A 24023-nucleotide genomic window follows, 5' to 3' on the forward strand; every position below is an offset into this window, starting at 1 on the left:
AGCGGAAGAAAAAGGCCTCATATAGCGTTATAGTGGTTCTTCTACTGTCCGCCACCGAACACGCTCCGCCTGAGGTCCCTATGGCAGAAAACGATACCGACATCGCTGCGCGCACGCTCCACGTCGCTCCGCAGCAATTCTCGCTCGACGTGCTGCTCGAGAAGTACGCGAAGGGCGACGAGCGCAACGTCGACGACGTCTACCGCCGGGTCGCGCGCGGCGTCGCACAGGCCGAACCGGCCGCGCTGCGCGACTCTGTCGAGGCCCGTTTCGCCGAGCATCTGCGCAACGGCGCACTCGGCGCGGGTCGCATCATGAGCGCGGCCGGCACCGGTATCGCCGCGACGCTGATCAACTGCTTCGTACAGCCGGTCGGCGACAGCATCCAGGGCGTCGACGAGAATGGCCTGCCCGGTATCTACGTCGCGCTGCTGCAGGCGGCCGAAACGATGCGCCGCGGCGGCGGCGTCGGCTACAACTTCTCCGCGATCCGTCCGAAGGGCGCGCGCGTGCATACCACCAGTTCGTCGGCATCCGGGCCGTGCAGCTATATCGACGTATTCGACGCATCGTGCCGCACGGTCGAAAGCGCGGGCTCGCGGCGCGGCGCACAGATGGCGGTGCTCGACTGCACGCATCCGGACCTGCCCGAATTCATCGAGGCGAAGCATTCGAAGGGCCGCTGGAACAACTTCAACGTGTCGGTCGCGGTCACCGACGAATTCATGCGCGCGGTCGAAAACGACGAACCGTGGCAGCTCGTGCACCGCGCGGAACCTTCGCCGGCACTGCGCGCGGCCGGCGATCTGCGGCAGCGCGAAGACGGCCTGTGGGTGTATGCGGAAAAACGCGCCCGCGCGATCTGGGAGCGCATCATGCGCTCGACCTACGACGTCGCGGAGCCCGGCGTCGTGTTCATCTCGCGGATGAACGAGGACAACAACCTGCGTGCGGTCGAATCGATCCGCGCGACCAATCCGTGCGGCGAGCAGCCGCTGCCCGCCTACGGCTGCTGCAATCTCGGGCCGCTGAATCTGACGCGTTTCGTCGTCGATCCGTTCGCACAGCGGCACGGCGGCACGCCGTCGTTCGACTGGAACGCGCTCGCCGAAGCCACGCGCACGCAGGTACGTTTTCTCGACGACGTGCTCGACGTGACGCTATGGCCGCTCGACGAACAGCTTGCCGAAGCGCGCGCGAAGCGTCGCATCGGTGTGGGCCTGACCGGCCTCGGCGATACGCTCGTGATGCTCGGTCTGCGCTATGACCACGCGGAAGGCCGCGATTTCGCGGCACGCATCGCGCGGCTGATGCGCGACGAGGCGTACCGCGCGTCGGTCGAACTTGCGCGCGAACGCGGCGCGTTCCCGCTCTTCGATGCCGCGCAGTATCTGGAAGACGGCACGTTCGCGTCGCGCCTGCCCGACGACATCCAGGACGCGATCCGCCTCGACGGCATCCGCAACAGCCATCTGCTGTCGATCGCGCCGACCGGCACCGTGAGCCTCGCGTTCGCGGACAACGCGTCGAACGGCGTCGAGCCCGCGTTCTCGTGGACCTACACGCGGATGAAGATGATGCCCGACGGCAGCCGCGAATCGTTCGCGGTCGAGGACCACGCATACCGCATCTATCGTGCGCTTGGCGGCGACGTCGAGGCGCTGCCCGACTATTTCGTCAGCGCGCTCGACATGTCCGCGCGCGACCATCTCGACATGATGGCCGCGGTGCAGCCGTTCGTCGACACGTCGATCTCGAAGACCGTCAACGTGCCCGCCGACTATCCGTTCGACGCGTTCGAAAACCTCTACTTCGATGCATGGAAAAGCGGTCTGAAGGGACTCGCGACCTATCGCCCGAACGAGACTCTGGGTGCGGTGCTGAGCGTGACGCCCTCGTCGGCCGCCGACGATGCGCTGTCCGAAACCGACGTCGACCCATTGCGCGTCGCGATCGACCATCGTCCGAGGGGCGAACTGCCCGCGATCATCGAAAAGGTCGAATACCTGACGCAGGCCGGCAAGAAATCGCTGTACGTCGCAGTGTCGTTCATCGAGGTGACCGGACGGGTCGGCGGCGAGGATCTGACGATCGAACGGCCGATCGAGTTTTTCATCCCGGTCGGTCAACGCGATGAGTCGCAGCAATGGATCACCGCGACGATGCGTTCGCTGTCGCTTGCTGCGCGTGGCGGTTTTGTCGCGCGCAATCTGCAGGATCTGCGCAAGGTGTCGTGGGATCGCGGTCAGGTGCGGCTCGGCGACGTGCAGCGGCTCGACGGTCACCGCACGCCGCGCTGGCACGATTCGGAAGTCGCCGCGCTCGCGTATGCAATCCAGCAGATTCTGCACCGGCGCGGCTTTCTGGATTCGGAAGGCAACCAGGTGCCGTCGCGGCTGCTTGCGAGTCTGCCGCGTGGGCAGCTTGTCGCACCGACTCCGGTTGCTTCTGCAATGACGGACGATAGCGTTTCCTCTGAGCACGAAGCAACGCCCTCGCCAGCCGCAGGCCCGCTCGAACTACGCACGATGCTCGGCCGCAAGTGCGGCACGTGCGGCGCAAACGCGGTGATCCGCAAGGACGGCTGCGATTTCTGCACCGCATGCGGCGAAATCGGCGCATGCGGGTAGCAGAAATCGCGCTGCTTAAGCCGCCTTCAGCAGCCCATGCGGGTCGATCACGAATTTACGCGGTGCACCGCCGTCGAACTTGCGATAACCGTCGGGCGCTTCGTCGAGCGACACCACCGTTACGTTGACGATGTCCGCAATCGGCAGGCGGTCCCACAAAATCGCCTGCATCAGGTTGCGGTTGTACTTCATCACCGGCGTCTGCCCGGTGTGCAGCGAATGCGACTTCGCCCAGCCGAGTCCGAAGCGGATGCTCAGGCTGCCCTTGCGCGCAGCGGGATCAGTCGCGCCCGGATCGTCGGTCACGTAAAGGCCCGGAATGCCGATCGCGCCGGCCACGCGCGTGATGTCCATCAGCGAATTCAGCACGGTCGCGGGCGCTTCTTCCTGGCTGCCGTGACTGCCGTGGCCGTGCGCCTCGAAGCCCACGCAGTCCACCGCACAATCCACTTCCGGTTTACCCAGGATCGCCGCAATCTGTTCGCCGAGCGTCGCATCGCGCGACAGGTCGACTGTTTCGAAACCGACCGCGCGCGCATGTGCGAGACGCTCCGCGTTCATGTCGCCGACGATCGTGCATGCTGCACCCAGCAGTCGCGCCGACGCGGCCGCCGCCATTCCGACCGGACCCGCGCCGGCGATGTACACCGTCGAGCCCGGCTTCACGCCGGCCATCACGGCGCCGTGATAACCGGTCGGCAGAATGTCGGACAGGCAGGTCAGGTCGCGGATCTTGTCCATCGCGCGATCTCGGTCCGGGAATTTCAGCAGATTGAAATCCGCATACGGCACGAGCACGTATTCGGCCTGCCCGCCGATCCAGCCGCCCATGTCGACGTAGCCGTACGCGCCGCCCGCGCGTGACGGGTTCACGTTCAGGCACACGCCGGTGTGCTGTTCCTTGCAGGTCTGACAGCGTCCGCACGCCACATTGAACGGTACCGACACGAGATCGCCGACCATCAGCGTCTCGACGTCGCGGCCCACCTCGATCACTTCGCCGGTAATTTCGTGGCCCAGCACGAGGCCGACTTCAGCGGTCGTGCGGCCGCGCACCATGTGCTGGTCGGAGCCGCAGATGTTGGTCGACACCACTTTCAGGATCACACCGTGACCGATCGCGCGTCCGCGCGGATCGACCATCTTCGGATAGTCGATTGACTGGACTTCGACCTTGCCCTGCCCCAGATAAACGACACCGCGATTGCTGCTCATTGTTTCGTCTCCATGTTCGTCTGACGTCACGCATTGCGCCACGGCATTCGGCGAACGCCGCTCTTTCGAGCGTAGCCCGCGAGCGGGCGCCCCCAATGTGTAAAACCCGACATCGACCTGGCTCAAACCGACATCGCGCTGAAAACAAGTCATTGCCCGGTTTTTGTTGATTGAACGATCAATAAAAAATCGCTAAGCTGCGGTTTTCCGGCCGCTTGAGACAGCTCGAGGCCGCTCGACATCACAGGGTTCGACACCATGCCCAAACTCGGCATGCGCGAAGTGCGCCGCGCGCAACTGATCGACGCGACGCTGCTCACGATCGATCAGGCGGGCCTGTCGGGCACGACGCTCGCTTCGGTTGCACAACGCGCGAATATTTCGACGGGCATCGTCAGCCACTATTTCGGCGACAAGGACGGGCTGCTCGAAGCGACGATGCGCCACATCCTGCGCGACCTGTGGGCCGCGACGACGCGTCGCCGCATCGCCGCTAAATCGCCGCCGCGCGCCCGATTGCGCGCGATCGTCGCCGCCAATTTCGATGTGTCGCAGGTCAGCGGCCCCGTGATGAAGACATGGCTCGCGTTCTGGACCGAAAGCATGCACGAGCCTGCGCTGCGCCGGCTACAGCGCGTCAATACGCGGCGCCTGTATTCGAACCTGTGTGCCGAATTCGCGAAAGAATTGCCGCGTGGCGCAGCACGACGCGCGGCCAGCGGCCTTGCCGCGATGATCGACGGGTTGTGGCTGCGCGGTGCGTTGTCCGGCGACCCGTTCGACACGCGCGCGGCACTGCGGCTCGCGAACGATTACATCGACATGCTGCTGGCGCGCACCGCCTGATGCGCGTGCCCATCAACCCGAATTCAAGTTCAAGGAGCTCCACGATGTCCGTCTACGACCTGCAACGTCTTTACATCGGCGGCGAATACGTCGACGCCACCGGCGGCGACACGTTCGATACCTTCGATCCCGCCACGGGCGAAAAGCTCGCCACCGTGCAGCAGGCGAGTGCAGCCGACATCGACCGCGCAGTCGACAGCGCACGCGAAGGCCAGCGCGCGTGGGCGGCACTCACCGCGATGCAGCGCTCACGCATCCTGCGTCGCGCGGTCGACCTGCTGCGCGAGCGCAACGACGCGCTCGCGGAACTCGAAATGCGCGACACCGGCAAGCCGATCGCCGAGACGCGCGCGGTCGACATCGTCACCGGCGCGGACGTAATCGAGTATTACGCGGGTCTCGCGACCGCGATCGAAGGTCAGCAGATTCCGCTGCGCGCCGATTCGTTCGTCTATACGCGGCGCGAGCCGCTCGGCGTGACGGCCGGCATCGGCGCATGGAATTACCCCGTCCAGATCGCGTGCTGGAAATCGGCACCCGCGCTCGCGGCCGGCAACGCGATGATCTTCAAGCCAAGCGAAGTGACACCGCTGTCCGCGTCGAAGCTCGCGGAAATCTACGTCGAAGCCGGCGTGCCGCCGGGCGTGTTCAACGTCGTGCAGGGCGATGGCCGCGTCGGCGCGCTGCTCGCGAATCATCCGGGCATCGCGAAGCTGTCGTTCACCGGCGGCGTCGAGACCGGCAAGAAAGTGATGGCGGCCGCGGGCGGCTCGACGCTGAAGGAAGTGACGATGGAACTCGGTGGCAAGTCGCCGCTGATCGTCTTCGACGACGCCGACCTCGACCGCGCCGCCGACATCGCCGTCACCGCGAACTTCTTCAGCGCGGGCCAGGTGTGCACGAACGGCACCCGCGTGTTCGTCCATCGTTCGGTTCAGCAGGCGTTCGAGGCGCGCATCGTCGAACGCGTGAAACGCTTCCGCATCGGCAAGCCGTCCGATCCGTCGACCAACTTCGGCCCGCTCGCGAGCGCCGCGCAACTCGACAAGGTGCTCGGCTACATCGACAGCGGCAAGCGCGAAGGCGCGCGGCTCGTCGCGGGCGGCGCACGGATCGTCGACGGCGAATTCGCACGCGGCCAGTACGTCGAGCCTACTGTGTTCGCCGACTGCCGCGACGACATGAAGATCGTCCGCGAAGAAATCTTCGGCCCCGTGATGAGCCTGCTCACGTTCACCGACGAAGACGAAGCGATCGCGCGCGCGAACGACACGGTCTACGGCCTCGCCGCGGGCGTCGTCACCGAGAATCTGTCGCGTGCGCATCGCGTGATCCATCGGCTCGAAGCGGGCATCTGCTGGATCAACACGTGGGGCGAATCGCCGGCCGAAATGCCGGTGGGCGGCTACAAGCAGTCGGGCGTCGGCCGCGAAAACGGCATCACGACGCTCGAGCACTACACGCGTATCAAGTCGATTCAGGTCGAGCTCGGCCCGTATCAACCGGTATTCTGAAGGAGGCCAGCATGGCGGCGAACGAGTACGACTACATCATCATCGGCGCGGGGTCGGCGGGCAACGTGCTCGCGACACGGCTCACCGAAGACCGCGACGCGACCGTGCTGCTGCTCGAAGCGGGCGGCCCAGACTACCGGTTCGATTTCCGCACGCAGATGCCCGCGGCACTCGCGTACCCGTTGCAAGGCCGGCGCTATAACTGGGCGTACGAAACCGAGCCCGAGCCGCACATGAACAACCGGCGGATGGAATGCGGCCGCGGCAAGGGGCTCGGTGGGTCGTCGCTGATCAACGGCATGTGCTACATCCGCGGCAATGCGCTCGACTACGACGGCTGGGCGCAGCGTAAAGGCCTCGAGGACTGGGGCTACCTGGACTGCCTGCCGTATTTCCGCAAGGCCGAAACGCGCGACGCCGGCCCGAACGACTATCACGGCGGCGACGGCCCCGTGCACGTGACGACCAGCAAGCCAGGCACGAACCCGCTATTCGAAGCGATGATCGACGCCGGTGTGCAGGCAGGCTACCCGCGCACCGACGATCTGAACGGCTACCAGCAGGAAGGCTTCGGGCCGATGGACCGCACGGTCACCGCGCACGGCCGGCGTGCGAGCACCGCGCGCGGCTACCTCGATCAGGCGCGCGCGCGACCGAACCTCACGATCGTCACGCACGCGACCACCGACCGCATCCTGTTCTCCGGCAAACGCGCGAACGGCGTCGCCTACCTGCACGGCAGCAAGGCCATTACCGCGCACGCGCGTCGCGAGGTACTGCTGTGCGGCGGCGCGATCGCATCGCCGCAGATCCTGCAGCGCTCCGGCGTCGGTCCGGGTGCGTGGCTGCGCGCACTCGACATCCCCGTCGTGCTCGATCTGCCCGGTGTCGGGCAGAACCTGCAGGACCACCTCGAGATGTACATGCAGTACGCGTGCAAGGAGCCGGTGTCGCTCTACCCGGCGCTGTTGCTGCGCAACCAGCCTGCCATCGGACTCGAATGGATGCTGCGCGGCACCGGCATCGGCGCGAGCAATCATTTCGAGGCGGGCGGCTTTATCCGCACACGCGACGACGATCTGTGGCCGAACATCCAGTATCACTTTCTGCCGGTGGCGATCAACTACAACGGCACCAACGCGATCAAGATGCATGGTTTTCAGGCGCACGTCGGCTCGATGCGCTCGCCGAGCCGCGGCCGCGTGAAGCTGCGTTCGCGCAATCCGCACGAACATCCGTCGATCCTGTTCAACTACATGGCTGAAGCGCTCGACTGGCGCGAGTTCCGCGACGCGATCCGGATCACGCGCGAGATCATCCAGCAGCCTGCGCTCGACCGGTTCCGCGGCGACGAGCTGAGTCCTGGCGCGGCGCTGCAGAGCGATGCGGAAATCGACGCGTTCGTGCGGGCCCGCGCGGAAACCGCGTACCACCCGTCGTGCTCGTGCGCGATGGGCTACGACGACATGGCGGTGGTGGACGGCGAAGGCCGCGTGCATGGGATCGACGGGCTGCGCGTCGTCGATGCGTCGATCATGCCGCTGATCACGACCGGCAACCTGAACGCACCGACGATCATGCTCGCGGAGAAGATCGCCGACCGCATCCGCGGACGCACGCCGCTTTCGCGCCCGGATGCACGGTATTACGTCGCGAATGGGGCGCCGGCACGGGGAAGCGCGACGAGGCAGGGCATGCCGCGGCGGGCGGGAGAGCCGGCTCACACGAGCTGACCTGATGTAGCCACAAGGGGGCGTGCATGGCGCCCCCATACCATCCCGATGCCGGTTCCGTTCTATGTCGGCAAATAATGGTCGCATCTACTGAATGGACCTGAGCCCCGACGCGACCTGCGTTCGCGGCCCGTCTCACGTCCATCAGAGGATGCCATGCCCACCGCCGCTCCCCCGCCTGCTCCCGTTCCTCGCGCCAGTGCCGCCGCGCGGCTCGAACGCCTGCCGTTTTCGGGCTATCACCGCACCATTTTCCTGATCATCGCAGTCGCGTTCTTCTTCGACTCGGTCGATCTCGGCACGATGACCTTCGTGCTCGGCTCGATCCGCACGGAGTTCGGACTGTCGAGCGCGGCCGCCGGCCTCGTCGCGAGCGCGAGCTTCTTCGGGATGGTGATCGGTGCCGCGGTCGCGGGTCTGCTCGCCGACCGCTTCGGACGACGTCCCGTGTTCCAGTGGAGCATGGTGTTGTGGGGTCTCGCGTCGTACCTGTGCTCGACCGCGCATTCGGTCGAGGCACTGATCGTCTACCGCGTGTTGCTCGGCATCGGCATGGGGATGGAATTCCCGATCGCGCAGACGCTGTTGTCCGAGTTCGTGCCCACCGCCTCGCGTGGCCGGCTCGTCGCGTTGATGGACGGCTTCTGGCCGCTCGGTTTCATCACGGCGGGCGTCGTGTCGTATTTCGTGCTGCCGCAGTTCGGCTGGCGCAGCGTGTTCGCGCTGCTCGCGATCCCTGCGGTATTCGTGTTGATCGTGCGCCGCATCGTGCCGGAATCGCCGCGCTGGCTCGAACATCGCGGCCGGCTGCATCAGGCCGATTCGGTGCTCGCGCAGATCGAGGCGAAGGTGATGAAGTCAGCGGGTATAGCATCGCTGCCCGCGCCGTCGATGCTTGCCGAAGCCGTCGTCGTGCGGACGCGCGGCGCGTTCCGCGAAATCTGGAGCGCCGCGTACCGGCAACGGACGATCATGGTGTGGGCGTTGTGGTTCTTCGCGCTGCTCGGCTTCTACGGCCTCACGTCGTGGCTCGGCGCACTGATGCAGCAGGCGGGCGTCGCGGTGACGAAATCGGTGCTGTACACGGTGCTGATCTCACTCGGCGGCATTCCCGGCTTTCTGTGCGCGGCGTGGCTCGTCGAACGCTGGGGCCGCAAGCCGACCTGCATCGCATCGCTCCTGGGCGGCGGTGCAATGGCCTATCTGTACGGCCAGACCGCGCTGCACGGTGACAGCGTCGCGCTGCTGATCTGCACCGGCCTCGTGATGCAGTTCTTCCTGTTCGGCATGTGGGCCGCGCTCTATACGTACACGCCCGAACTGTACGGCACCGGTGCACGCGCGACGGGTTCGGGGTTCGCGTCGGCAATCGGGCGGATCGGTTCGCTGATCGGGCCATATGCGGTCGGCGTCGTGCTGCCGGTGTTCGGCCAGGGCGGCGTGTTCACGCTCGGCGCGCTGTCGTTCGCGGTGGCCGCGCTCGCGGTGTGGATGTTCGGGATTGAAACGAAGGGGCTTGCGCTGGAATCGCTGGCGTCGGATGCGCTCGTGGACGAGGCGCCCGTGTATCAGGTCGCAGTCGATGAAGCGCGTTGATTGAGAAACACGGGCCACGCACGCTGCGTGGCCCAAGACGTGGTACCCGTTCGCAACGCGCGAATGGAGAGGCGCTCAGATCGGCGTCAGCACCGGCTCGCCCGCAAAATGCCGCTGCGCATTCGCGAGAAAATGGCGCACCGATGCGCCGACCGCTTCCGGTGACGTCCCGCCCATATGAGGCGTGAGCACGACGTTCTTCAGATGCAGCAGCGGCTGCGGCGGATGCGGCTCGCTTTCGTACACGTCGAGCCCGGCACCACCGAGCGTGCCCGCTTCGAGCGCCGCGGCCAGCGCCGCCGTATCGACAACACTGCCCCTCGACACGTTCACCAGAAACCCCTGCGGACCGAGCGCATCGAGTACTGCACGGTCGATCAGATGCTGCGTACCGGCGCCACCTGGCGTAGAGATCACAAGGAAGTCGCTCCACTCCGCAAGGTCGCGCACATTGTCGAAATAGTGCAGCAGCGAGCCTTCGCGCGGCTTGCGGTTGTGATAGCCGGTTTCGATGTCGAAGCCCGCCGCACGACGCGCAACCTTCATCCCGATGTTGCCGAGACCGACCACACCGAGCCGCTTGCCCGACACATTGGGCCGCAGCGGCAGCTTATCGCGCCAGATGCCGTCGCGGGTTGCACGGTCGCGTTGCGGGATGTCGCGCACGACGGCCAGCAACAGTGCGAACGCGTGATCGGCGACGCAATCGTCGTTGGTGCCGGCGCCGTTCACGAGGACGATGCCGCGCGTCCGCGCATGATCGACTGCAATGTTCTCGTAACCCGCGCCGAGCGCACTGACAAATTCGAGCGCGGGCAACCGGTCGATCTCCGCGGCCGTCAGACCGTTCGTTCCGTTGGTCAGCACCGCACGGACCGGCACGCCATCGAGCGTGTCGAACACCTGCGCGCGCTGCTCGGGCGTCGGTGCGTAGTGGATGTCGTACGCGGCGTCGACGCTCGCGTAGCTGTCTTCTTTCAGGGGGATCAGGACCAGCAGGGAGGGTTTCATGACGTGGACACGCTAACCGGAAGAAAGCAAAAGGAAGGAACGGCGGCGCTCGTCAGTGTAGCAAGGCGGCGCTTCATTGTGCTTTCATCCGGTGCGGGTCCGCAGGGTGATTGCGCGTTTGCACCGATTCCCGGGCAGTGGCGAACGCGCCTTAAAATGGGCGACCTTCCCTTCCCCGGAGCGCGCCATGCCCGATACCTCCTCCGCCGGACGCGAACCGCCTGCACGATCGGCGGCCGGCGACGACTCCGAGATGTTCGATCTCGCGCCCGTTTCGCTGTGGCTCGAAGATTTCAGCGGCGTACGGGCGCTGTTCGACGTATGGCGGGCCGACGGCGTGACCGATCTGCGCGCGGCGATCGTGCAGGAGCCGCATCGCGCGGTCGAATGCGCGAGCCGCATCGGCGTCGTGAAGGTCAACCAGAAAACGCTGTCGCTGTTCGAGGCCGCGAGTCTGGATGTGCTCACGGCTAATCTCGCCGCGGTATTCCGCGACGACATGCTGGTCACGCATCTCGAAGAACTCTGTCAGCTGTGGGACGGTGCATCGCACTTCACGAGCCAGACCGTCAACTACACGCTCGGCGGCCGACGGCTCGACGTGCTGCTGAAAGGCCACGTGCTGCCCGGCCACGAAGCGCAATGGGGCCGCGTGCTGGTATCGGTCGAGGACATCACTGAGTTAGAGGGTGCGCGGCGCCGCATCGGGCACGCGGAGCAATACACGCGCGGGCTCTTCGAGAACTCGCCGGTGTCGCTATGGGTCGAGGATTTCAGTCCGATCAAGCGGCTGCTCGACGATGCGCGCGCGGCTGGCATCGCCGATTTTCGCGTGTTTACCGACGTGCATCCTGAATTCGTCGATCGCTGCATGCAGGAGATTCACGTGGTCGACGTGAACCAGCACACGCTGCAGATGTTCGCCGCACCCGACAAAAAGACGCTGCTCGCGCGGCTGCCCGAGATTTTCCGCGACGAAATGCGCCCGCACTTTCGCGAGCAGCTGATCGATCTGTGGGACGGCAAGCTGTTCCAGCAGCGCGAGGTGCTGAACTATTCGCTCGAAGGCCACGAGGTCTACGTGCATCTGCAGTTCTCGGTGATGCCCGGCCACGAGCGCACGTGGGACCTCGTGCTGGTCGCACTTACCGACATCACCGCGCGCAAGAAGGCCGAGGCGTACCTCGAATACCTCGGCAAGCACGATGTACTGACGAAGCTGCGCAACCGCTCGTTCTACGTCGACGAACTGAACCGGCTGGAGCGCAAGGGGCCGTTTCCGGTCACCGTGATCATGGCCGATCTCGACGGGCTGAAGCGCGTCAACGATCAGCTCGGTCACGCGGCCGGCGACACGCTGCTGCGGCGCGCGGGCGAAGTGCTGGCGAAAGCGATCGAGGCGCCGGTCCAGGCCGCGCGGATCGGCGGCGACGAATTCGCGCTGCTGCTGCCGGCCACCGACGAACGCGGCGGCGCCGCGATGATCGACACGATCCGTCAGCTGGTCGACCTCAACAACCAGTTTTATCCGGGCGCGCCGTTGAGTTTTTCGATGGGTGCCGCGACCTGTCAGCGCGGCGACCGGCTGGAGCACGTCGTGCAACAGGCCGACATGCTGATGTACGACGAAAAACGCAGCCGTTACGCGGACGGCGCATCGCCCGCTGCCGATGCGTGACTGTGGTTACGCCGATTGCGCCGGTTGCGTCGGAAACCGCAGCTCGAAGCGCGTCACACCCGCTCGCGGACACGACACGTGCGCGCTGCCGCGATGCAGGTTCATGATCGCCTTCACGATCGCAAGGCCAAGACCGCTCGATTCGGTGAACTGGCTGCGCGCGGAGTCCGCGCGATAGAAGCGGTCGAAGAGCCGCTGTAGTTGTCCGGGCGGAACCGGCAAACCGTCGTCGTTCTCGACGACGACCGTCGCGCCCTGTGCATCCTGCGTGCCGGTCAGGCGCACGACGGTATCGCGTGCGCCGTAGCGCACCGCGTTCACGACGAGGTTGTTGATCGCGCGCCGGCACAGCATCGGGTTGGCCCATGCAGTGCCGTCGGCGGTCACGGCGAAACGCATGCCGCGCTCGTCGGCGAGCCCTTCGAAGTAGTCCGCAATCTTGTTCAGTTCGTCGCCGAGCGCGACCGGCGCACAGTCGACCGACAGTGCCGCGTCGTCGGCCTGCGCGAGAAACAGGATGTTCTCCGCGATGTGGCCAAGCCGGTTCAGTTCCTCAAGATTCGATTCGAGCACGTGCTGATACTCGGCGACGTCACGCGCCTGCGCGAGCGTCACCTGGGTCTGGCCGATCAGCACGCCGACTGGCGTGCGAATTTCATGCGCGAGATCGGCGGAAAACTGCGACAGCCGCTGATAACCATCAGCAAGCCGGTCGAGCATCGCGTTGAACGCGTGCGTAAGTTGCCGCAGTTCGACGGGTGCGTCGTCGCTGTTCAACCGTACCGCGAGATTCGCCGGGCTGATCTGCGCCGCGTGCGATGCGATGTGCCTGATGGGCCGCAGGCCGCGCCGCAGTACCGCATACGCGAGCAGCGTCGCGGCCAGCATGCCCGCGAGCGTCGAGAAGACGATGCGGTCGCGATACGCAGCGAGCATGCGCACTTCCTTCGCCATCGGATGGCCGGCGATCACCTCGACCTGGGTACCGTCCTCGCGCGCCGACGCGGACGCGACCGCCCAGTGCACGACAACGCCATCTGGCAGTTTTGTGTACTGGATGTCGGCCAACGTCGGCGAGCGGTTCGCGGCCAACGCTCGCAGCGGTGGCACCGCGATACCCCCTGGGTTCACATCGATGAACGGCTGCTCGCCGGGCCGGCGAAACAGCAGCACGTCCTGCTCCGCACCGAGCATCGTCTCGAACAGCAGCGGCCGGTCCTTCAGCTCGCTGACCGTGTACATCTCGCGCACGAGCCGGCTGAAATGCTCGACACGGCCAAGCAGCATGACGTCCGCGTAGCGCTCGAGCGACAGTTGCGCCGAGCGGTAGAAGTACGCGCCGAGCATGCCCGTCACGACGCACGCGATCGCCGCGAACAGGATGGTGGTGCGCGTCGTCAGCGAGCGCGACGTCCACAGTTTCATACGTCAGGACCGAATGTGTAGCCGATGCTGCGCACCGTGTGGATCAGCTTCTTCTCGAATGGATGATCGATCTTTGCGCGCAGCCGTTTGATTGCGACGTCGACGACGTTCGTATCGCTGTCGAAATTCATGTCCCACACTTCCGACGCGATCTGCGTGCGCGACAGCGCTTCGCCCTGCCGTTTCACCAGTAGATGCAGCAGCATGAATTCCTTGTTGGTCAGCGCAATCTCGATGCCTTCGCGCGTCACGCGGCGACGCAGCACGTCTAGCTTCAGGTCGGCGATTTCGAATACGTCGGCTTCGCGCACGACGCCACGGCGTAGCAGCGTGCGAATGCGCAGCACGAGTTCGGTAAACGAGAATGGCTTGACGAGGTAGTCGTCCGCGCCAAGTTCGAGGCCGTGAATGCGATCGCTGACGTGATCGCGCGCGGTCAGAAAAATCACCGGCAGGTCGCGCCGCGTGCGCAGCGTGCGCATGATTTCCCAGCCGTCGATGCCGGGCAGCATCACGTCGAGCACGACCAGTTCGTACGGGTGCTCGAGCGCCATATGCAAGCCGTCCGTGCCGGTGCGCGCGAGATCGACTGCATAGCCGCTCTCGCGTAGCCCTTTTTTCAGGTAGTCGCCAGTCTTCGGATCGTCTTCAATGACGAGAATGCTCATGGTGCCAAACCGTTCGGGAGACGCGCCGTCGCGGCGCGCGTTTGTGTGTGCTGTTTCAACATGCTTCGCCGCATTCTAGCCGCTGGCACGCGGAGTCCGGCAATTCTGACTTTTTTGTCATCCAGTCGTCAGACGCACGAGCCATTTCGCGCACTACGCTTGAGCAGTCCTCCACCACCTGGAAACACCATGAAGCCTGCTGTACGTCATTTTCTGCGCGCAGTCGCCGCCCCCGCACTCGTCGCCGCCGCTTTTGTCGCCACCTCGCCCGCGGCTTTCGCCCAGGCCAAGCCGACCGGCGTGCGCGGCACCGTCACCGCGCTGAGCGGCGACACGCTCAAGGTCCACGAGAACAGCGGCCAGGACGTCGACGTGAAGCTCGCGAAGGACACGCCGATCCGCGGCGTGACGCTCGCGAACATCGCGGACATCAAGTCGGACAGCTACATCGGCACGGCAGCGATCCCGCAGGCCGACGGCTCGCTTAAGGCGCTCGAAGTGCACGTATTCCCGGCCAGCATGCGCGGCTCTGGCGAAGGCCACCGTCCGTGGGATCTGGGCGCGAACAGCTCGATGACGAACGGCACCGTGGGCAACGTCGTGGTCAGCAATGGCCGCACGGTCACCATCAAGTACAAGGATGGCGAAAAGAAGGTCGTGATTCCGCAGGACGTGCCGATCGTCAACCTGACGGAAGGTGATCGTTCGCTGCTCGTGCCGGGCGCGCACGTCGTGCTGTTCGCACACAAGGAAGCGGATGGCTCGATGGCGGCGAACTTCATCTCCGCCGGCAAGAACGGCATCGTCCCGCCGATGTAATGCACAGCGCCGCCGCATTCCGCGGTGGCGCATCTGACTTTCCCGATTCCGTCATGGCCGTTCCCACAGAGCGCTTCGTCGCGCATCCACTCGTCGTCCGGATCACGCACTGGATCAACGCGTTCGCGATGGTCTGCATGATCGCGAGCGGCTGGGCGATCTATAACGCGTCGCCGATCTTTCCGTTTCGGTTTCCGGTGTGGGCAACCGTCGGTGGCTGGCTCGGCGGGTCGATCGCGTGGCATTTCGCCGCGATGTGGCTGCTGTGCGCAAACGGGCTCGTGTACCTGACGTACGGGCTCCTGAGCCGGCATCTGCAGCACCAGCTATTGCCAGTGTCCCCGCGCGACGTCGCACGCGACGCGCTGCTTGCGTTGCGCTTCCGGCTGCCGCACGAAGCGGGCCGCTATAACGCCGTGCAGCGCGCGCTGTATCTGTTCGTGCTGCTGCTCGGTGTGCTGCTCGTCGCGTCGGGTCTGTCGATCTGGAAGCCGGTGCAGTTCTCGTGGCTCACTTCGCTGTTCGGCGGTTACGACTTCGCGCGGCGTGTGCATTTCTGCGCGATGGCGGGCATCGTGGGCTTCGTCGTCGTGCATCTCGCGCTCGTCATGCTGGTGCCGCGCACGCTGCTGCCGATGTTCACCGGCCGTGCGAAACGTCACGCGCCGACGCACCCCGACACGCAACAGGAACACCGGGCATGAGCGAACGCAATACTCCCCCTGTCGTCGAACCCGCCGAACCCACCGAGTCCACCGAACTCGTGACAGACGCCGCTTCGATCCGCAGCACGCGCATCTCGCTCGCCGAACATCGTCCGCAGCTCGAACGCCTGCAACGGCGGCTTTTTCTGCGCTCGACGCTGTCAGCCGGCGCGCTCGCGATGCTGTCGGGCTGCAACATGCAGGACGGCGATTCGGTCGACAAGGTACTGTGGGCGATGTCGCGCTGGAACGATCGCGTGCAGGCCTGGCTCTTCAGCGGCACGCGGCTCGCACCGACCTATGCGGCAAGCCAGATCACGAAGCCGTTTCCGTTCAACGCGTTCTACCAGGAATTCGACGTCCCCGACATAGACGGCGCATCGTTCGCGCTCGAAGTGTCGGGACTCGTCGCCGACCGGCAACCGTGGTCGCTCGCGCGACTGCGCACGCTGCCGCAGGTTTCGCAGATCACGCGGCACATCTGCATCGAAGGATGGAGTGCGATCGGCGAGTGGCGCGGCGTGCCGTTCCGTACATTCCTCGAGCGGATCGGCGCGGACACGACGGCGCGTTACGTTGGCTTCAAATGTGCGGACCGCTATTACTCGAGCCTCGACATGGCGACCGCGCTGCACCCGCAGACGCAGCTCACACTCGACTTCGGCAACGCACCGCTGCCGCCGAAATACGGTTACCCGCTGAAGCTGCGCGTACCGACCAAGCTTGGTTTCAAGAACCCGAAGCACATCGCCGCGATCTTCGTGACGAACACGAATCCCGGCGGCTACTGGGAAGACCAGGGCTACAACTGGTTCAGCGGACTATAGAGCGCCATGAACGCCATCCGCTGCCGACGCTTCAGGCCGCCGTCACGAACGGTCGCTGGGACGTTACGCTGCGCAGCGACGGCGTTTCGATCACGGTGCGCACGCGCCGCACTTCGTCGACCGGGCTCCGGCCGAACAGCCGTTTAAACTCGCGGCTGAACTGCGACGCGCTTTCATAACCGACGCGTGCCGCGGCTGCACCCGCATTCAAACCGTCCTGCACCATCAGCAGCCGCGCATGATGCAGACGGGTCGTCTTCACGTACTGCATCGGCGACGTCGCCGTCACGGTCTTGAACTGCGCATGAAATACGGCGACGCTCATACCCGCTTCGCGCGCGAGCAGGTCGACGTCGAGATCGCCTTCGTAATCCGCGTGAATGCGCCGCAGCGCCTTCGCGATGCGGCCAAAATGATGCTGATGCGTGAGCGCCGCGCGAATCGCGTCGCCCTGCTCGCCCGTCAATACGCGGTAACAGATCTCACGCACAATGCCCGGGCCGAGGATGCGTGCATCGAGTGGCGACACGAGCGCTTCGAGCAGCCGTTGTACCGTGTCGCCGAGCGTCGGGTCGAGCGGCGTCGAATAGATGCCGCGCGGCTCGTCATGCGCCGCGCCGCGCGTGTCGTTGAGCATCAGCAGCAGTTCGGCGACCACGCCGAGATCGACGCGGATCGAGATGGCGAGAAACGGTTCGTCGGGCGTTGCGTCGGTTTCGCATTCGAACGGCAGTGGCACCGACATCACGAGGTACTGCTGCGCGTCGTAGTGGAACGTCTTGCCACCAAGATAACCGCGCTTGCGTCCCTGGCACACGATCACGATGCTCGGCTCGTACATGACCGGCATGCGCGGCAGCGGCCGGTTCGAACGCATGAGGCGGACGCCGTCGAGGCACGCATGCGTGGAACCTTCGGTGGGCGCGAGCGTGTCGAACAGCTTGACCATCCGCTGCTGCGCGGCGGCTGTGGGCGAAAGGCTGGAGGAAGGGATCGAGGTCATTGCTAAATCTTCGGGTGCGGAGAAACAGGCTTGAAATCTAGCATTAAATGCGTTGCGGTGCCGCGCCACCGTAGAAATAGGCAAATCTTCGAGACATTCAGGTATTTCCCTGGTGGGACCCGCTCCCTACAATGGGAACCCTGTTGAGAAGCAGTTTTCCACGCGCCGCCTACCAGGCTCACCCGCGCTTACCGCGCACCTACCGATAACCGACGTTCATTTCGAACGCCGACGCTGATGCGTCCGGTGCGGCTCGCCTACGCCCTTTCCTCTCACTCATCTGTCGGAGCGATCATGACCACAACCCTGGCCTACGCGGCCCAAGACCCGAAATCGAAGCTGGCACCGTTCACTTTCGAGCGCCGCGCGCTTCGCGAACATGACATGCAGATGGAAGTGCTGTTCTGCGGCGTCTGCCACTCGGACCTTCACCAGGCCCGCAACGAATGGAAGAACTCGGTGTACCCGGTGGTGCCGGGCCATGAAATCGTCGGCCGCGTGACGGCGGTCGGCTCAGGCGTCACGCATCACCGCACGGGCGATCTCGTCGGCGTCGGCTGTCTCGTCGACTCGTGCCGCACCTGCGCGAGCTGTGAAGAAGGGCTTGAGCAGTATTGCGAGAACGGTTGGGTCGGCACGTACAACGGCGTCGACCGCGTGAACGGCGACATCACGCTCGGTGGCTATTCGACGAACCTGGTGGTTGACGAAGCGTTCGTGCTCGGCGTGCCGGACAACCTCGATCCGGCCGGTGTCGCGCCCCTGCTGTGTGCGGGCATCACGACGTACTCGCCGCTGCGTCAATGGAAGGTCGGTCCGGGCCAGAAGGTCGGCATCGTCGGGCTCGGCGGTCTCGGGCACATGGGCGTGAAGTTCGCCCGCGCGCTCGGTGCGCACGTCGTGCTGTTCACGACGTCGCCGTCGAAGATCGAGGATGCGAAGCGACTCGGCGCGCACGAGGTGGTGATTTCGAAGAACCCGGAAGAGATGGAAGCCCATGCAAACAGCTTCGATTTCATCCTCAACACGGTTGCCGCGCAGCACGACCTGAATCCGTTTCTCAACCTGCTCAAACGCGACGGCACGATGACGCTCGTCGGCGCGCCCGAGCACGATCACCCGTCGCCGCAGGTGTTCAACCTGATTTTCAAGCGCCGCCGGCTTGCCGGTTCGCTGATCGGCGGTATCGCGGAAACGCAGGAGATGCTCGATTTCTGCGGTGAGCACGGCATTACGTCGGACATTGAAATCATTCCGATGCAGCAGATCAACGACGCCTACGAACGGATGTTGAAGAGCGACGTGAAATATCGCTTCGTGATCGACCTCGATTCGCTCAGGCAGTAGCTCAGGTGGTAACTTAGGCAGCAGGACACCGCAACATTTTCTTTCCCGGCAGGCCGTGTACTCGCGCGGCTTGCGTCCCGCTCCCCGCCTTTACGTTGACTGCTGCGCCGGCGCACCTCCCTGAAGGGACGGTCCGTCGGCCGCAGGCCGTGTTCCTTTCGCTGGATGGCGCGACCGATTCGCGCCGCGCGCCCGATGCTGCGACGTCGCGCGCGTGCCGTTCCGCATTTCGATGACTTACTTATTGTCTGTTTCCGTTCGCACAGGAGATGTCCCGTGATCGACCGCATTCAGGCGATGCGCACGTTTGTCCGCATCGTCGACACTCATAGTTTTACCCGCGCCGCCCAGTCGCTCGACATGCCGCGCGCGACTGCCACAACGATTGTCCAGAACCTCGAGGCACTGCTCGGTACCGCGCTGCTCACGCGCACGACGCGCAGTCTTAGCCTCACGACCGAAGGTGCCGCGTATTACGAACGCTGCGCGCAGATTCTCGCCGACATCGACGAACTCGAAGCCGGCCTGCGCGGCACGACCGATGCGATCAGCGGACGTCTGCGCATCGAAATGCCGGGGGCCGTGGCCAATGCGCTGGTGTTGCCCGCACTCGACGATTTCCATCTGCGCTATCCGCAGGTCGATCTCGCGATCGGCATCGCCAACCGCAACGTGGATCTCGTCGCCGAGGCCGTCGACTGCAGCATCCAGCTCGGCGAGCTGCCCGACTCCGGGCTCGTCGCGCGGCGTCTCGGCACGCTCGATCACGTGACGTGCGCGAGCCCGGCGTATCTCGAACGCCGCGGCATGCCCGTCGAACTCGACGATCTCGCGACGCACGTCGCGGTGAACTGGCTGTCGCGGCACAACGGCCGCGCAGTCGACTTCGATTTCGAGGTCGGCGACAGCGCGATCCGCGTGAAGGTGGATGGCTTCGTGAAGGTCAGCGACGAGCAGGCCTATCTGACCGGCGGGCTGCAGGGCCTCGGGTTGATCCAGCCGTCGCGCATCGCCGCGCAGCCGTACCTCGATTCGGGCCAGCTGGTCGAGGTACTGCCGCAATGGTCGCCGGTGCCGATGGCCGTGTCGGTTGCGTACGTGAAGAGCCGGCGCGTGTCGCCGCGCGTGCGCGCGTTCGTCGACTGGCTCGTCGAGCTGTTCGACCAGGCTGGGCACGTCGAGCGGGACATGTCGCGCGTACGGCAGTTGATGCGCGGCGGGCTGCATGCGGCTTGAGGGCCGTTTGAATACCGCTTGATTGCGGATTGAGGTTCACGCGCCGCACTTCGTGCGCGGCGCGTGTGGTCCCGCTTAATTCGACGGCTTGACCGGAACGGGCCGCGTCAGCAGATCGACGTAATAGTCGAAGAAGCGTGCGTTGTCGAAGCGCTTCACGATCGTCATTTTCTGCAGACCTGCCGGCGGGTTGCTCGCGTAGCCGGTGGCCTTGCCGTCGTTCGCACCGAAGCTCGTATCGACGTCGACCCATTCGTCGACGGTCTGCGTCGCGAACGTAGAGTCCATCAGGTACGCGATGGTCAGCGTGTCCCAGATGCTGGTGGTGTAGTTGGGATTCGTTTCAAAACCATTCTTGCCGTCGAACCCATAACCGTTCAGTTGCTTGAAGATCTGCGTGACGATGGTCTGCTTCGACGGATCGTGCGTGATGCGATCGTAGGTGGCTTTGTTCATCTTCACGGTATCGGTCACGTCGAGCGGCACGACGACCTGTTTGATCGGCAAACGCAGCACCGTGTGCGCCGCTTCCGGATCGAACCACCAGTTGAATTCGGCAGTCGGCGTAGTGTTGCCGGGCACATCGATCGCGCCGCCCATGTAGATGATCTGCTTGATCATCGGCACGATCTCCGGATGCTGCCGCGTCGCGAGCGCGATGTTGGTCAGCGGACCGATCGCGAGAATCGTTATCTCTCCCGGATGCTGCTTCACGCTGTCGACAATGAAGTCGACCGCGCTCCTGTCCTGCACTTTCGTATGCGTCGCGAAGCCATCGGGTGGCGCGACGAGATCGGCATCGGACTTAGGCTCCGGCGAACTCCACGCACCGAGGTAACCGTCGCCGCCGGGGAACTGCGCGAGCTCGCGCTGGATCGTCGCGTAGTCGTGCGACAGCGCGTAATTCGCGCCCGCGTACACGCCGATGCGATCGCCGACGCCGAGCCGCTCGACCGATTTCAGCGCATCCGCGACACCCTGCTTCAGCCATTGATTGCCGGACACGACCGTGATGCCGAGCACTTCGATCTGCCCTTGCGCCTGCAGCTGCGCGGCCATCACGCCGAGCTGACCGTCGTCGCTCATCGTGTTGTAGTCGCTGTCGATGATGATCTTCGGCGCAGTCGTCGTTTGCAGCGTGCCGCCGCATCCCGCCACCATCGCCGTCAATCCCGCCACGCACGTCAACGTCACGATCAATTGCCTCACTCACGCCTCCCAGGTTGTCGTTGCTGTTTGCTGTTCGCCGCACACCGGGCATCGAGCCGTTCGAAACGAAACGTATGCGCGCGACAGGGGGCGTCCATCATAGACGTAATCGTTGCGCAAGCAAATCGTCATGCGATAGACATCGATGACATCGAAGGCGTCGCGACACGTCGCATCGCACACGCGATGGACGCAGATTTCGATGCAAGCGGGAAGACAGCGAAGCAACGGAACATGCGCACGAACGGCGCAAAGAAGAAAAGCGTGAGGTAACGCAGGTAAGTCGAGTCGATCAGGGTTGACGCGTCTGCGACGCGTTCGGGCATGCGGGGTCCTTGCCCCAATGCCCATCGCACACGCGCCAGCGGCAGAACTGCTCTTCGAAGAAGCCCTGCTCGCTGCACTCCTTCACGCGCTGCGCGAGTTGGGTGCCGGCCGGCGTACCAGGCGTGGCGGGCGCACCGGTACGCGACGCATGCGGTGCCGATTTGCTCGTCGCTGTGTTGCCGGTTTTTGCGGGAGCAGCTTGCGCGTCCGCGGGTTTGGTGCGCGCGACGAGTGCCGCGAGCAGGTCCGCATCCGAATCGTCACGCGAACCCGCCCTGGTGTCGTGCGCAGACTTCTTCGCCTGCGCGACCGTGGTCGATGCGCCGGCATGACGCGCGTTCGCGGCTTCGTGCTTCGCATGCGCCGCGTCGTGCTTCGTCGCATTGCTCGCGACCGTCGACGTCTCCTGCCTTGTCGATGCGATAGCTGCAGCGGACGCGGCCGGCGCGGTACCGCTCGCATCCTGTGCACCGCTCGCAAGCGCACGCGACAGGCGGCTGTCATCGCTTGCACCGGACGCTGCATCGGCGGAAGTTTTCGTGTCCTTATCGGTGGTGTCGTCGGCGATGATCGTCGCTGTCTGCGGCGCGGAAGCGACGCTATCAGCGGCTTTCGCCGCGACCTGCGCAGTACCGCTGGCCGGTGTCGCGACAGCATTGCTTGCCGCGTTTTGCGCAGGCGCCGCAGTACTCGCGACAACCTCGCTGTGACCGGCGCGATGCTGAAGCTGCCATGCACCCCAGCCGCCCGCGGCGATCACCAGCAACGCGACGATCGCGACCGGTGCACGCGAACGGCGCGGCTTGTCCGACGGCGGTGCGACGCGGCCCTCCAGATTCGCGAGGATGCGCGAGCCGTTGGCTTGCGCGCCTTTCTCCGTATCGGAAAGCAGGCTAGGCGGGGCTTTGGAATTTGAGTTGTCCGGCTCACTCATTCACTGTCTCTTTGAAACCTGCTCATTGAATTCAGGCTTATTTCGCCGCGATAATAGCGCAACGCCCAACTTTGGGCTGGCCTGATTCTAAGAGCAAGCATTACAAAATACAATTGTTTCGAATTCTTCCGGGGGCCCTTTGATTGCTGTAGCACTCGTCGCTTATTTTGCCATTGCCGTCGCGGTGGCAGCCATTCTGCTATTACCGGCGGTGCGGGCATCGCTTTTCGGCGGCGTACTCAACCTGCATAATTTGATCTCGAGGCGCGCGTCGAAAGGCGCCGCGCAGGCGCGCAGTCAATTAGCGAAGTCGGCAAGAATTTCGCAATCGACACTCGGCGATATGCAAAATTTACTGGTGCGCCGGCGCTTGCTGATTTTTACGACCACAGGTATTCTTGCGACGCCGCCATTAGTGGCCATTGCATTACGCGGCAGACAGTTGTTATTTCAATATGACGACACCATCAGAGTACCCGACGAAAAAATCGCCGCACTGTTGAACGGCGAGCAGCTCGTCCCGCCGCCGCCACTGCCGCCTGAGGTTTTCGCGACTCAGGAGGTCGAGCAGGTTCGGCCCGCACTGAAAGATGCGAGCCGCGACTGGAACCTGCTGGACGCCGACTTCAGGACGCGTTTATTGCTCGTGTACAAAATGATGCGCGAGCAATACGGCTATGAAATGGCTTTGCTGGAAGGTTATCGCAGTCCGGAGCGGCAAAACCGGCTGGCGCAAATGGGGGGAGTAACCAATGCCGCCGCGTTTCAGAGCTATCACCAATACGGGCTTGCGGCAGACAACGCGTTTCTGCGCGACGGCAAGCTCGTCATTTCCGAAAAAGATCCCTGGGCCATGCGAGGCTATCAGTTATACGGGCAGTGTGCCGAGCGGGTCGGCCTCGTTTGGGGCGGCCGCTGGAAATTGATGGACCTCGGCCACGTCGAATATCACAAACCCGGCTTCGTAATGGGACGTAAAGGTTAAATGTCAAATCATCCGAAGCGGACAATAATGAGGTGAACATGGGGCGTTCATTCATTTTCGCCGGCGACGCGTGCAGCGCGATCGCGACACCCACCCTTCGCAGATCCACTTGACGATGGCCGCCCATTCCGACGTCCACGCAGCCAGCAGACTTCTGTCTGCGCACGCTTGCCGACATCCATTTGTGGCCGGCACACTCTCCGGCATTCCATATTCGCGTTGCACGCTCGTCTTTACGCTACGCGTGTCGCGTACGTCATGCGCATGCAGGCACTTAGGTACACGCGCAACGAGCCGTCACGACATGCCGCCCGGA

The 24023-nt window shown here is 64.4% G+C and carries 19 protein-coding genes; 12 read left to right on the plus strand and 7 right to left on the minus strand.

Annotation, left to right across the window (positions count from 1 at the left end):
• Positions 1 to 80 precede the first annotated feature (80 nt).
• Positions 81 to 2630 (plus strand): adenosylcobalamin-dependent ribonucleoside-diphosphate reductase, encoded by a 2550-nt coding sequence (locus ACREXZ_RS15070; protein WP_431764887.1) that lies wholly within the window; start codon positions 81 to 83, stop codon positions 2628 to 2630.
• 15 nt (positions 2631 to 2645) lie between these two features.
• On the opposite strand, the gene fdhA is transcribed toward ACREXZ_RS15070, so the two are convergent.
• The gene (gene fdhA, locus ACREXZ_RS15075) at positions 2646 to 3845 is read right to left on the minus strand and encodes a formaldehyde dehydrogenase, glutathione-independent (RefSeq protein ID WP_431764888.1); all 1200 of its coding nucleotides are present in this window, start codon (positions 3843 to 3845) and stop codon (positions 2646 to 2648) included.
• A 258-nt stretch (positions 3846 to 4103) separates the two neighbouring features.
• Between fdhA and betI the strand changes: the two genes are divergently transcribed.
• From betI to ACREXZ_RS15095, 4 genes are all read left to right on the plus strand, one after another.
• A complete protein-coding gene (betI, locus tag ACREXZ_RS15080; RefSeq protein WP_431764889.1) occupies positions 4104 to 4691 on the plus strand; it encodes a transcriptional regulator BetI in 588 nt (195 codons plus the stop codon).
• A gap of 44 nt (positions 4692 to 4735) precedes the next feature.
• Complete coding sequence (betB, locus tag ACREXZ_RS15085) at positions 4736 to 6205, plus strand: betaine-aldehyde dehydrogenase (protein WP_431764890.1); 1470 nt, start codon at positions 4736 to 4738, stop codon at positions 6203 to 6205.
• An 11-nt stretch (positions 6206 to 6216) separates the two neighbouring features.
• Positions 6217 to 7938, plus strand: a complete 1722-nt coding sequence (betA, locus tag ACREXZ_RS15090) for a choline dehydrogenase (RefSeq protein WP_431764891.1) — start codon at positions 6217 to 6219, stop codon at positions 7936 to 7938.
• Positions 7939 to 8094: 156 nt separating this feature from the next.
• The gene (locus ACREXZ_RS15095; protein WP_431764892.1) at positions 8095 to 9534 is read left to right on the plus strand and encodes an MFS transporter; all 1440 of its coding nucleotides are present in this window, start codon (positions 8095 to 8097) and stop codon (positions 9532 to 9534) included.
• A gap of 75 nt (positions 9535 to 9609) precedes the next feature.
• On the opposite strand, the gene ACREXZ_RS15100 is transcribed toward ACREXZ_RS15095, so the two are convergent.
• Positions 9610 to 10545, minus strand: coding sequence for a 2-hydroxyacid dehydrogenase (locus ACREXZ_RS15100; RefSeq protein ID WP_431764893.1), 936 nt, complete (start codon positions 10543 to 10545; stop codon positions 9610 to 9612).
• Between the two features lie 187 nt (positions 10546 to 10732).
• Between ACREXZ_RS15100 and ACREXZ_RS15105 the strand changes: the two genes are divergently transcribed.
• Positions 10733 to 12223: a diguanylate cyclase domain-containing protein gene (locus tag ACREXZ_RS15105; RefSeq protein ID WP_431764894.1), complete on the plus strand. Its 1491-nt coding sequence runs from the start codon at positions 10733 to 10735 to the stop codon at positions 12221 to 12223.
• 6 nt (positions 12224 to 12229) lie between these two features.
• Here the strand turns inward: ACREXZ_RS15105 and ACREXZ_RS15110 are convergent, their stop codons facing one another.
• Both ACREXZ_RS15110 and ACREXZ_RS15115 read right to left on the minus strand, forming a co-directional pair.
• Positions 12230 to 13648, minus strand: a complete 1419-nt coding sequence (locus ACREXZ_RS15110; RefSeq protein WP_431764895.1) for a heavy metal sensor histidine kinase — start codon at positions 13646 to 13648, stop codon at positions 12230 to 12232.
• A complete protein-coding gene (locus tag ACREXZ_RS15115) occupies positions 13645 to 14316 on the minus strand; it encodes a heavy metal response regulator transcription factor (protein ID WP_431764896.1) in 672 nt (223 codons plus the stop codon). The genes ACREXZ_RS15110 and ACREXZ_RS15115 overlap by 4 nt, the downstream gene beginning before the upstream one ends.
• 189 nt (positions 14317 to 14505) lie before the next feature.
• Between ACREXZ_RS15115 and ACREXZ_RS15120 the strand changes: the two genes are divergently transcribed.
• The 3 genes from ACREXZ_RS15120 to ACREXZ_RS15130 are packed head-to-tail and all read left to right on the plus strand — an operon-like array spanning position 14506 to position 16666.
• Entirely contained in the window at positions 14506 to 15135 is a 630-nt protein-coding gene (locus tag ACREXZ_RS15120) for a hypothetical protein (RefSeq protein WP_431764897.1), read from the plus strand.
• Positions 15136 to 15188: 53 nt separating this feature from the next.
• On the plus strand, positions 15189 to 15839 hold the full coding sequence (locus tag ACREXZ_RS15125; RefSeq protein ID WP_431764898.1) for a cytochrome b/b6 domain-containing protein: 651 nt from the start codon (positions 15189 to 15191) through the stop codon (positions 15837 to 15839).
• Positions 15836 to 16666 carry a molybdopterin-dependent oxidoreductase gene (locus ACREXZ_RS15130; protein ID WP_431764899.1) on the plus strand — a complete coding sequence of 277 codons (831 nt, stop codon included), beginning with the start codon at positions 15836 to 15838 and terminating at the stop codon, positions 16664 to 16666. Before ACREXZ_RS15125 ends, ACREXZ_RS15130 begins: the two co-directional genes overlap by 4 nt.
• Before the next feature lie 31 nt (positions 16667 to 16697).
• Here ACREXZ_RS15130 and ACREXZ_RS15135 read toward each other — a convergent pair whose 3' ends face one another.
• Positions 16698 to 17669 carry an AraC family transcriptional regulator N-terminal domain-containing protein gene (locus tag ACREXZ_RS15135; RefSeq protein ID WP_431764900.1) on the minus strand — a complete coding sequence of 324 codons (972 nt, stop codon included), beginning with the start codon at positions 17667 to 17669 and terminating at the stop codon, positions 16698 to 16700.
• Between the two features lie 294 nt (positions 17670 to 17963).
• Between ACREXZ_RS15135 and ACREXZ_RS15140 the strand changes: the two genes are divergently transcribed.
• Together ACREXZ_RS15140 and ACREXZ_RS15145 are read left to right on the plus strand one after the other, a co-directional pair.
• Complete coding sequence (locus ACREXZ_RS15140) at positions 17964 to 19016, plus strand: NAD(P)-dependent alcohol dehydrogenase (protein ID WP_431764901.1); 1053 nt, start codon at positions 17964 to 17966, stop codon at positions 19014 to 19016.
• A gap of 276 nt (positions 19017 to 19292) precedes the next feature.
• The gene (locus tag ACREXZ_RS15145) at positions 19293 to 20252 is read left to right on the plus strand and encodes a LysR family transcriptional regulator (RefSeq protein ID WP_431764902.1); all 960 of its coding nucleotides are present in this window, start codon (positions 19293 to 19295) and stop codon (positions 20250 to 20252) included.
• A 75-nt stretch (positions 20253 to 20327) separates the two neighbouring features.
• Here the strand turns inward: ACREXZ_RS15145 and ACREXZ_RS15150 are convergent, their stop codons facing one another.
• Both ACREXZ_RS15150 and ACREXZ_RS15155 read right to left on the minus strand, forming a co-directional pair.
• Complete coding sequence (locus ACREXZ_RS15150; protein WP_431764972.1) at positions 20328 to 21413, minus strand: nucleoside hydrolase; 1086 nt, start codon at positions 21411 to 21413, stop codon at positions 20328 to 20330.
• A gap of 340 nt (positions 21414 to 21753) precedes the next feature.
• The gene (locus ACREXZ_RS15155) at positions 21754 to 22722 is read right to left on the minus strand and encodes a hypothetical protein (protein ID WP_431764903.1); all 969 of its coding nucleotides are present in this window, start codon (positions 22720 to 22722) and stop codon (positions 21754 to 21756) included.
• 139 nt (positions 22723 to 22861) lie between these two features.
• Here ACREXZ_RS15155 and ACREXZ_RS15160 point away from each other — a divergent pair, with 139 nt between their 5' ends.
• A complete protein-coding gene (locus tag ACREXZ_RS15160; RefSeq protein WP_431764904.1) occupies positions 22862 to 23707 on the plus strand; it encodes a M15 family metallopeptidase in 846 nt (281 codons plus the stop codon).
• Positions 23708 to 24023 lie beyond the last annotated feature (316 nt).

Source organism: Paraburkholderia sp., from assembly GCF_050742655.1.
Lineage (GTDB): Bacteria > Pseudomonadota > Gammaproteobacteria > Burkholderiales > Burkholderiaceae > Paraburkholderia.

Excerpts from the sequence above, each read along its gene's own strand:
- ACREXZ_RS15070 (WP_431764887.1), top strand. The coding sequence starts at position 81 with ATGGCAGAAAACGATACCGACATCGCTGCGCGCACGCTCCACGTCGCT.
- fdhA (WP_431764888.1), bottom strand. The coding sequence starts at position 3,845 with ATGAGCAGCAATCGCGGTGTCGTTTATCTGGGGCAGGGCAAGGTCGAA.
- betI (WP_431764889.1), top strand. The coding sequence starts at position 4,104 with ATGCCCAAACTCGGCATGCGCGAAGTGCGCCGCGCGCAACTGATCGAC.
- betB (WP_431764890.1), top strand. The coding sequence starts at position 4,736 with ATGTCCGTCTACGACCTGCAACGTCTTTACATCGGCGGCGAATACGTC.
- betA (WP_431764891.1), top strand. The coding sequence starts at position 6,217 with ATGGCGGCGAACGAGTACGACTACATCATCATCGGCGCGGGGTCGGCG.
- ACREXZ_RS15095 (WP_431764892.1), top strand. The coding sequence starts at position 8,095 with ATGCCCACCGCCGCTCCCCCGCCTGCTCCCGTTCCTCGCGCCAGTGCC.
- ACREXZ_RS15100 (WP_431764893.1), bottom strand. The coding sequence starts at position 10,545 with ATGAAACCCTCCCTGCTGGTCCTGATCCCCCTGAAAGAAGACAGCTAC.
- ACREXZ_RS15105 (WP_431764894.1), top strand. The coding sequence starts at position 10,733 with ATGCCCGATACCTCCTCCGCCGGACGCGAACCGCCTGCACGATCGGCG.
- ACREXZ_RS15110 (WP_431764895.1), bottom strand. The coding sequence starts at position 13,648 with ATGAAACTGTGGACGTCGCGCTCGCTGACGACGCGCACCACCATCCTG.
- ACREXZ_RS15115 (WP_431764896.1), bottom strand. The coding sequence starts at position 14,316 with ATGAGCATTCTCGTCATTGAAGACGATCCGAAGACTGGCGACTACCTG.
- ACREXZ_RS15120 (WP_431764897.1), top strand. The coding sequence starts at position 14,506 with ATGAAGCCTGCTGTACGTCATTTTCTGCGCGCAGTCGCCGCCCCCGCA.
- ACREXZ_RS15125 (WP_431764898.1), top strand. The coding sequence starts at position 15,189 with ATGGCCGTTCCCACAGAGCGCTTCGTCGCGCATCCACTCGTCGTCCGG.
- ACREXZ_RS15130 (WP_431764899.1), top strand. The coding sequence starts at position 15,836 with ATGAGCGAACGCAATACTCCCCCTGTCGTCGAACCCGCCGAACCCACC.
- ACREXZ_RS15135 (WP_431764900.1), bottom strand. The coding sequence starts at position 17,669 with ATGACCTCGATCCCTTCCTCCAGCCTTTCGCCCACAGCCGCCGCGCAG.
- ACREXZ_RS15140 (WP_431764901.1), top strand. The coding sequence starts at position 17,964 with ATGACCACAACCCTGGCCTACGCGGCCCAAGACCCGAAATCGAAGCTG.
- ACREXZ_RS15150 (WP_431764972.1), bottom strand. The coding sequence starts at position 21,413 with ATGGTGGCGGGATGCGGCGGCACGCTGCAAACGACGACTGCGCCGAAG.
- ACREXZ_RS15155 (WP_431764903.1), bottom strand. The coding sequence starts at position 22,722 with ATGAGTGAGCCGGACAACTCAAATTCCAAAGCCCCGCCTAGCCTGCTT.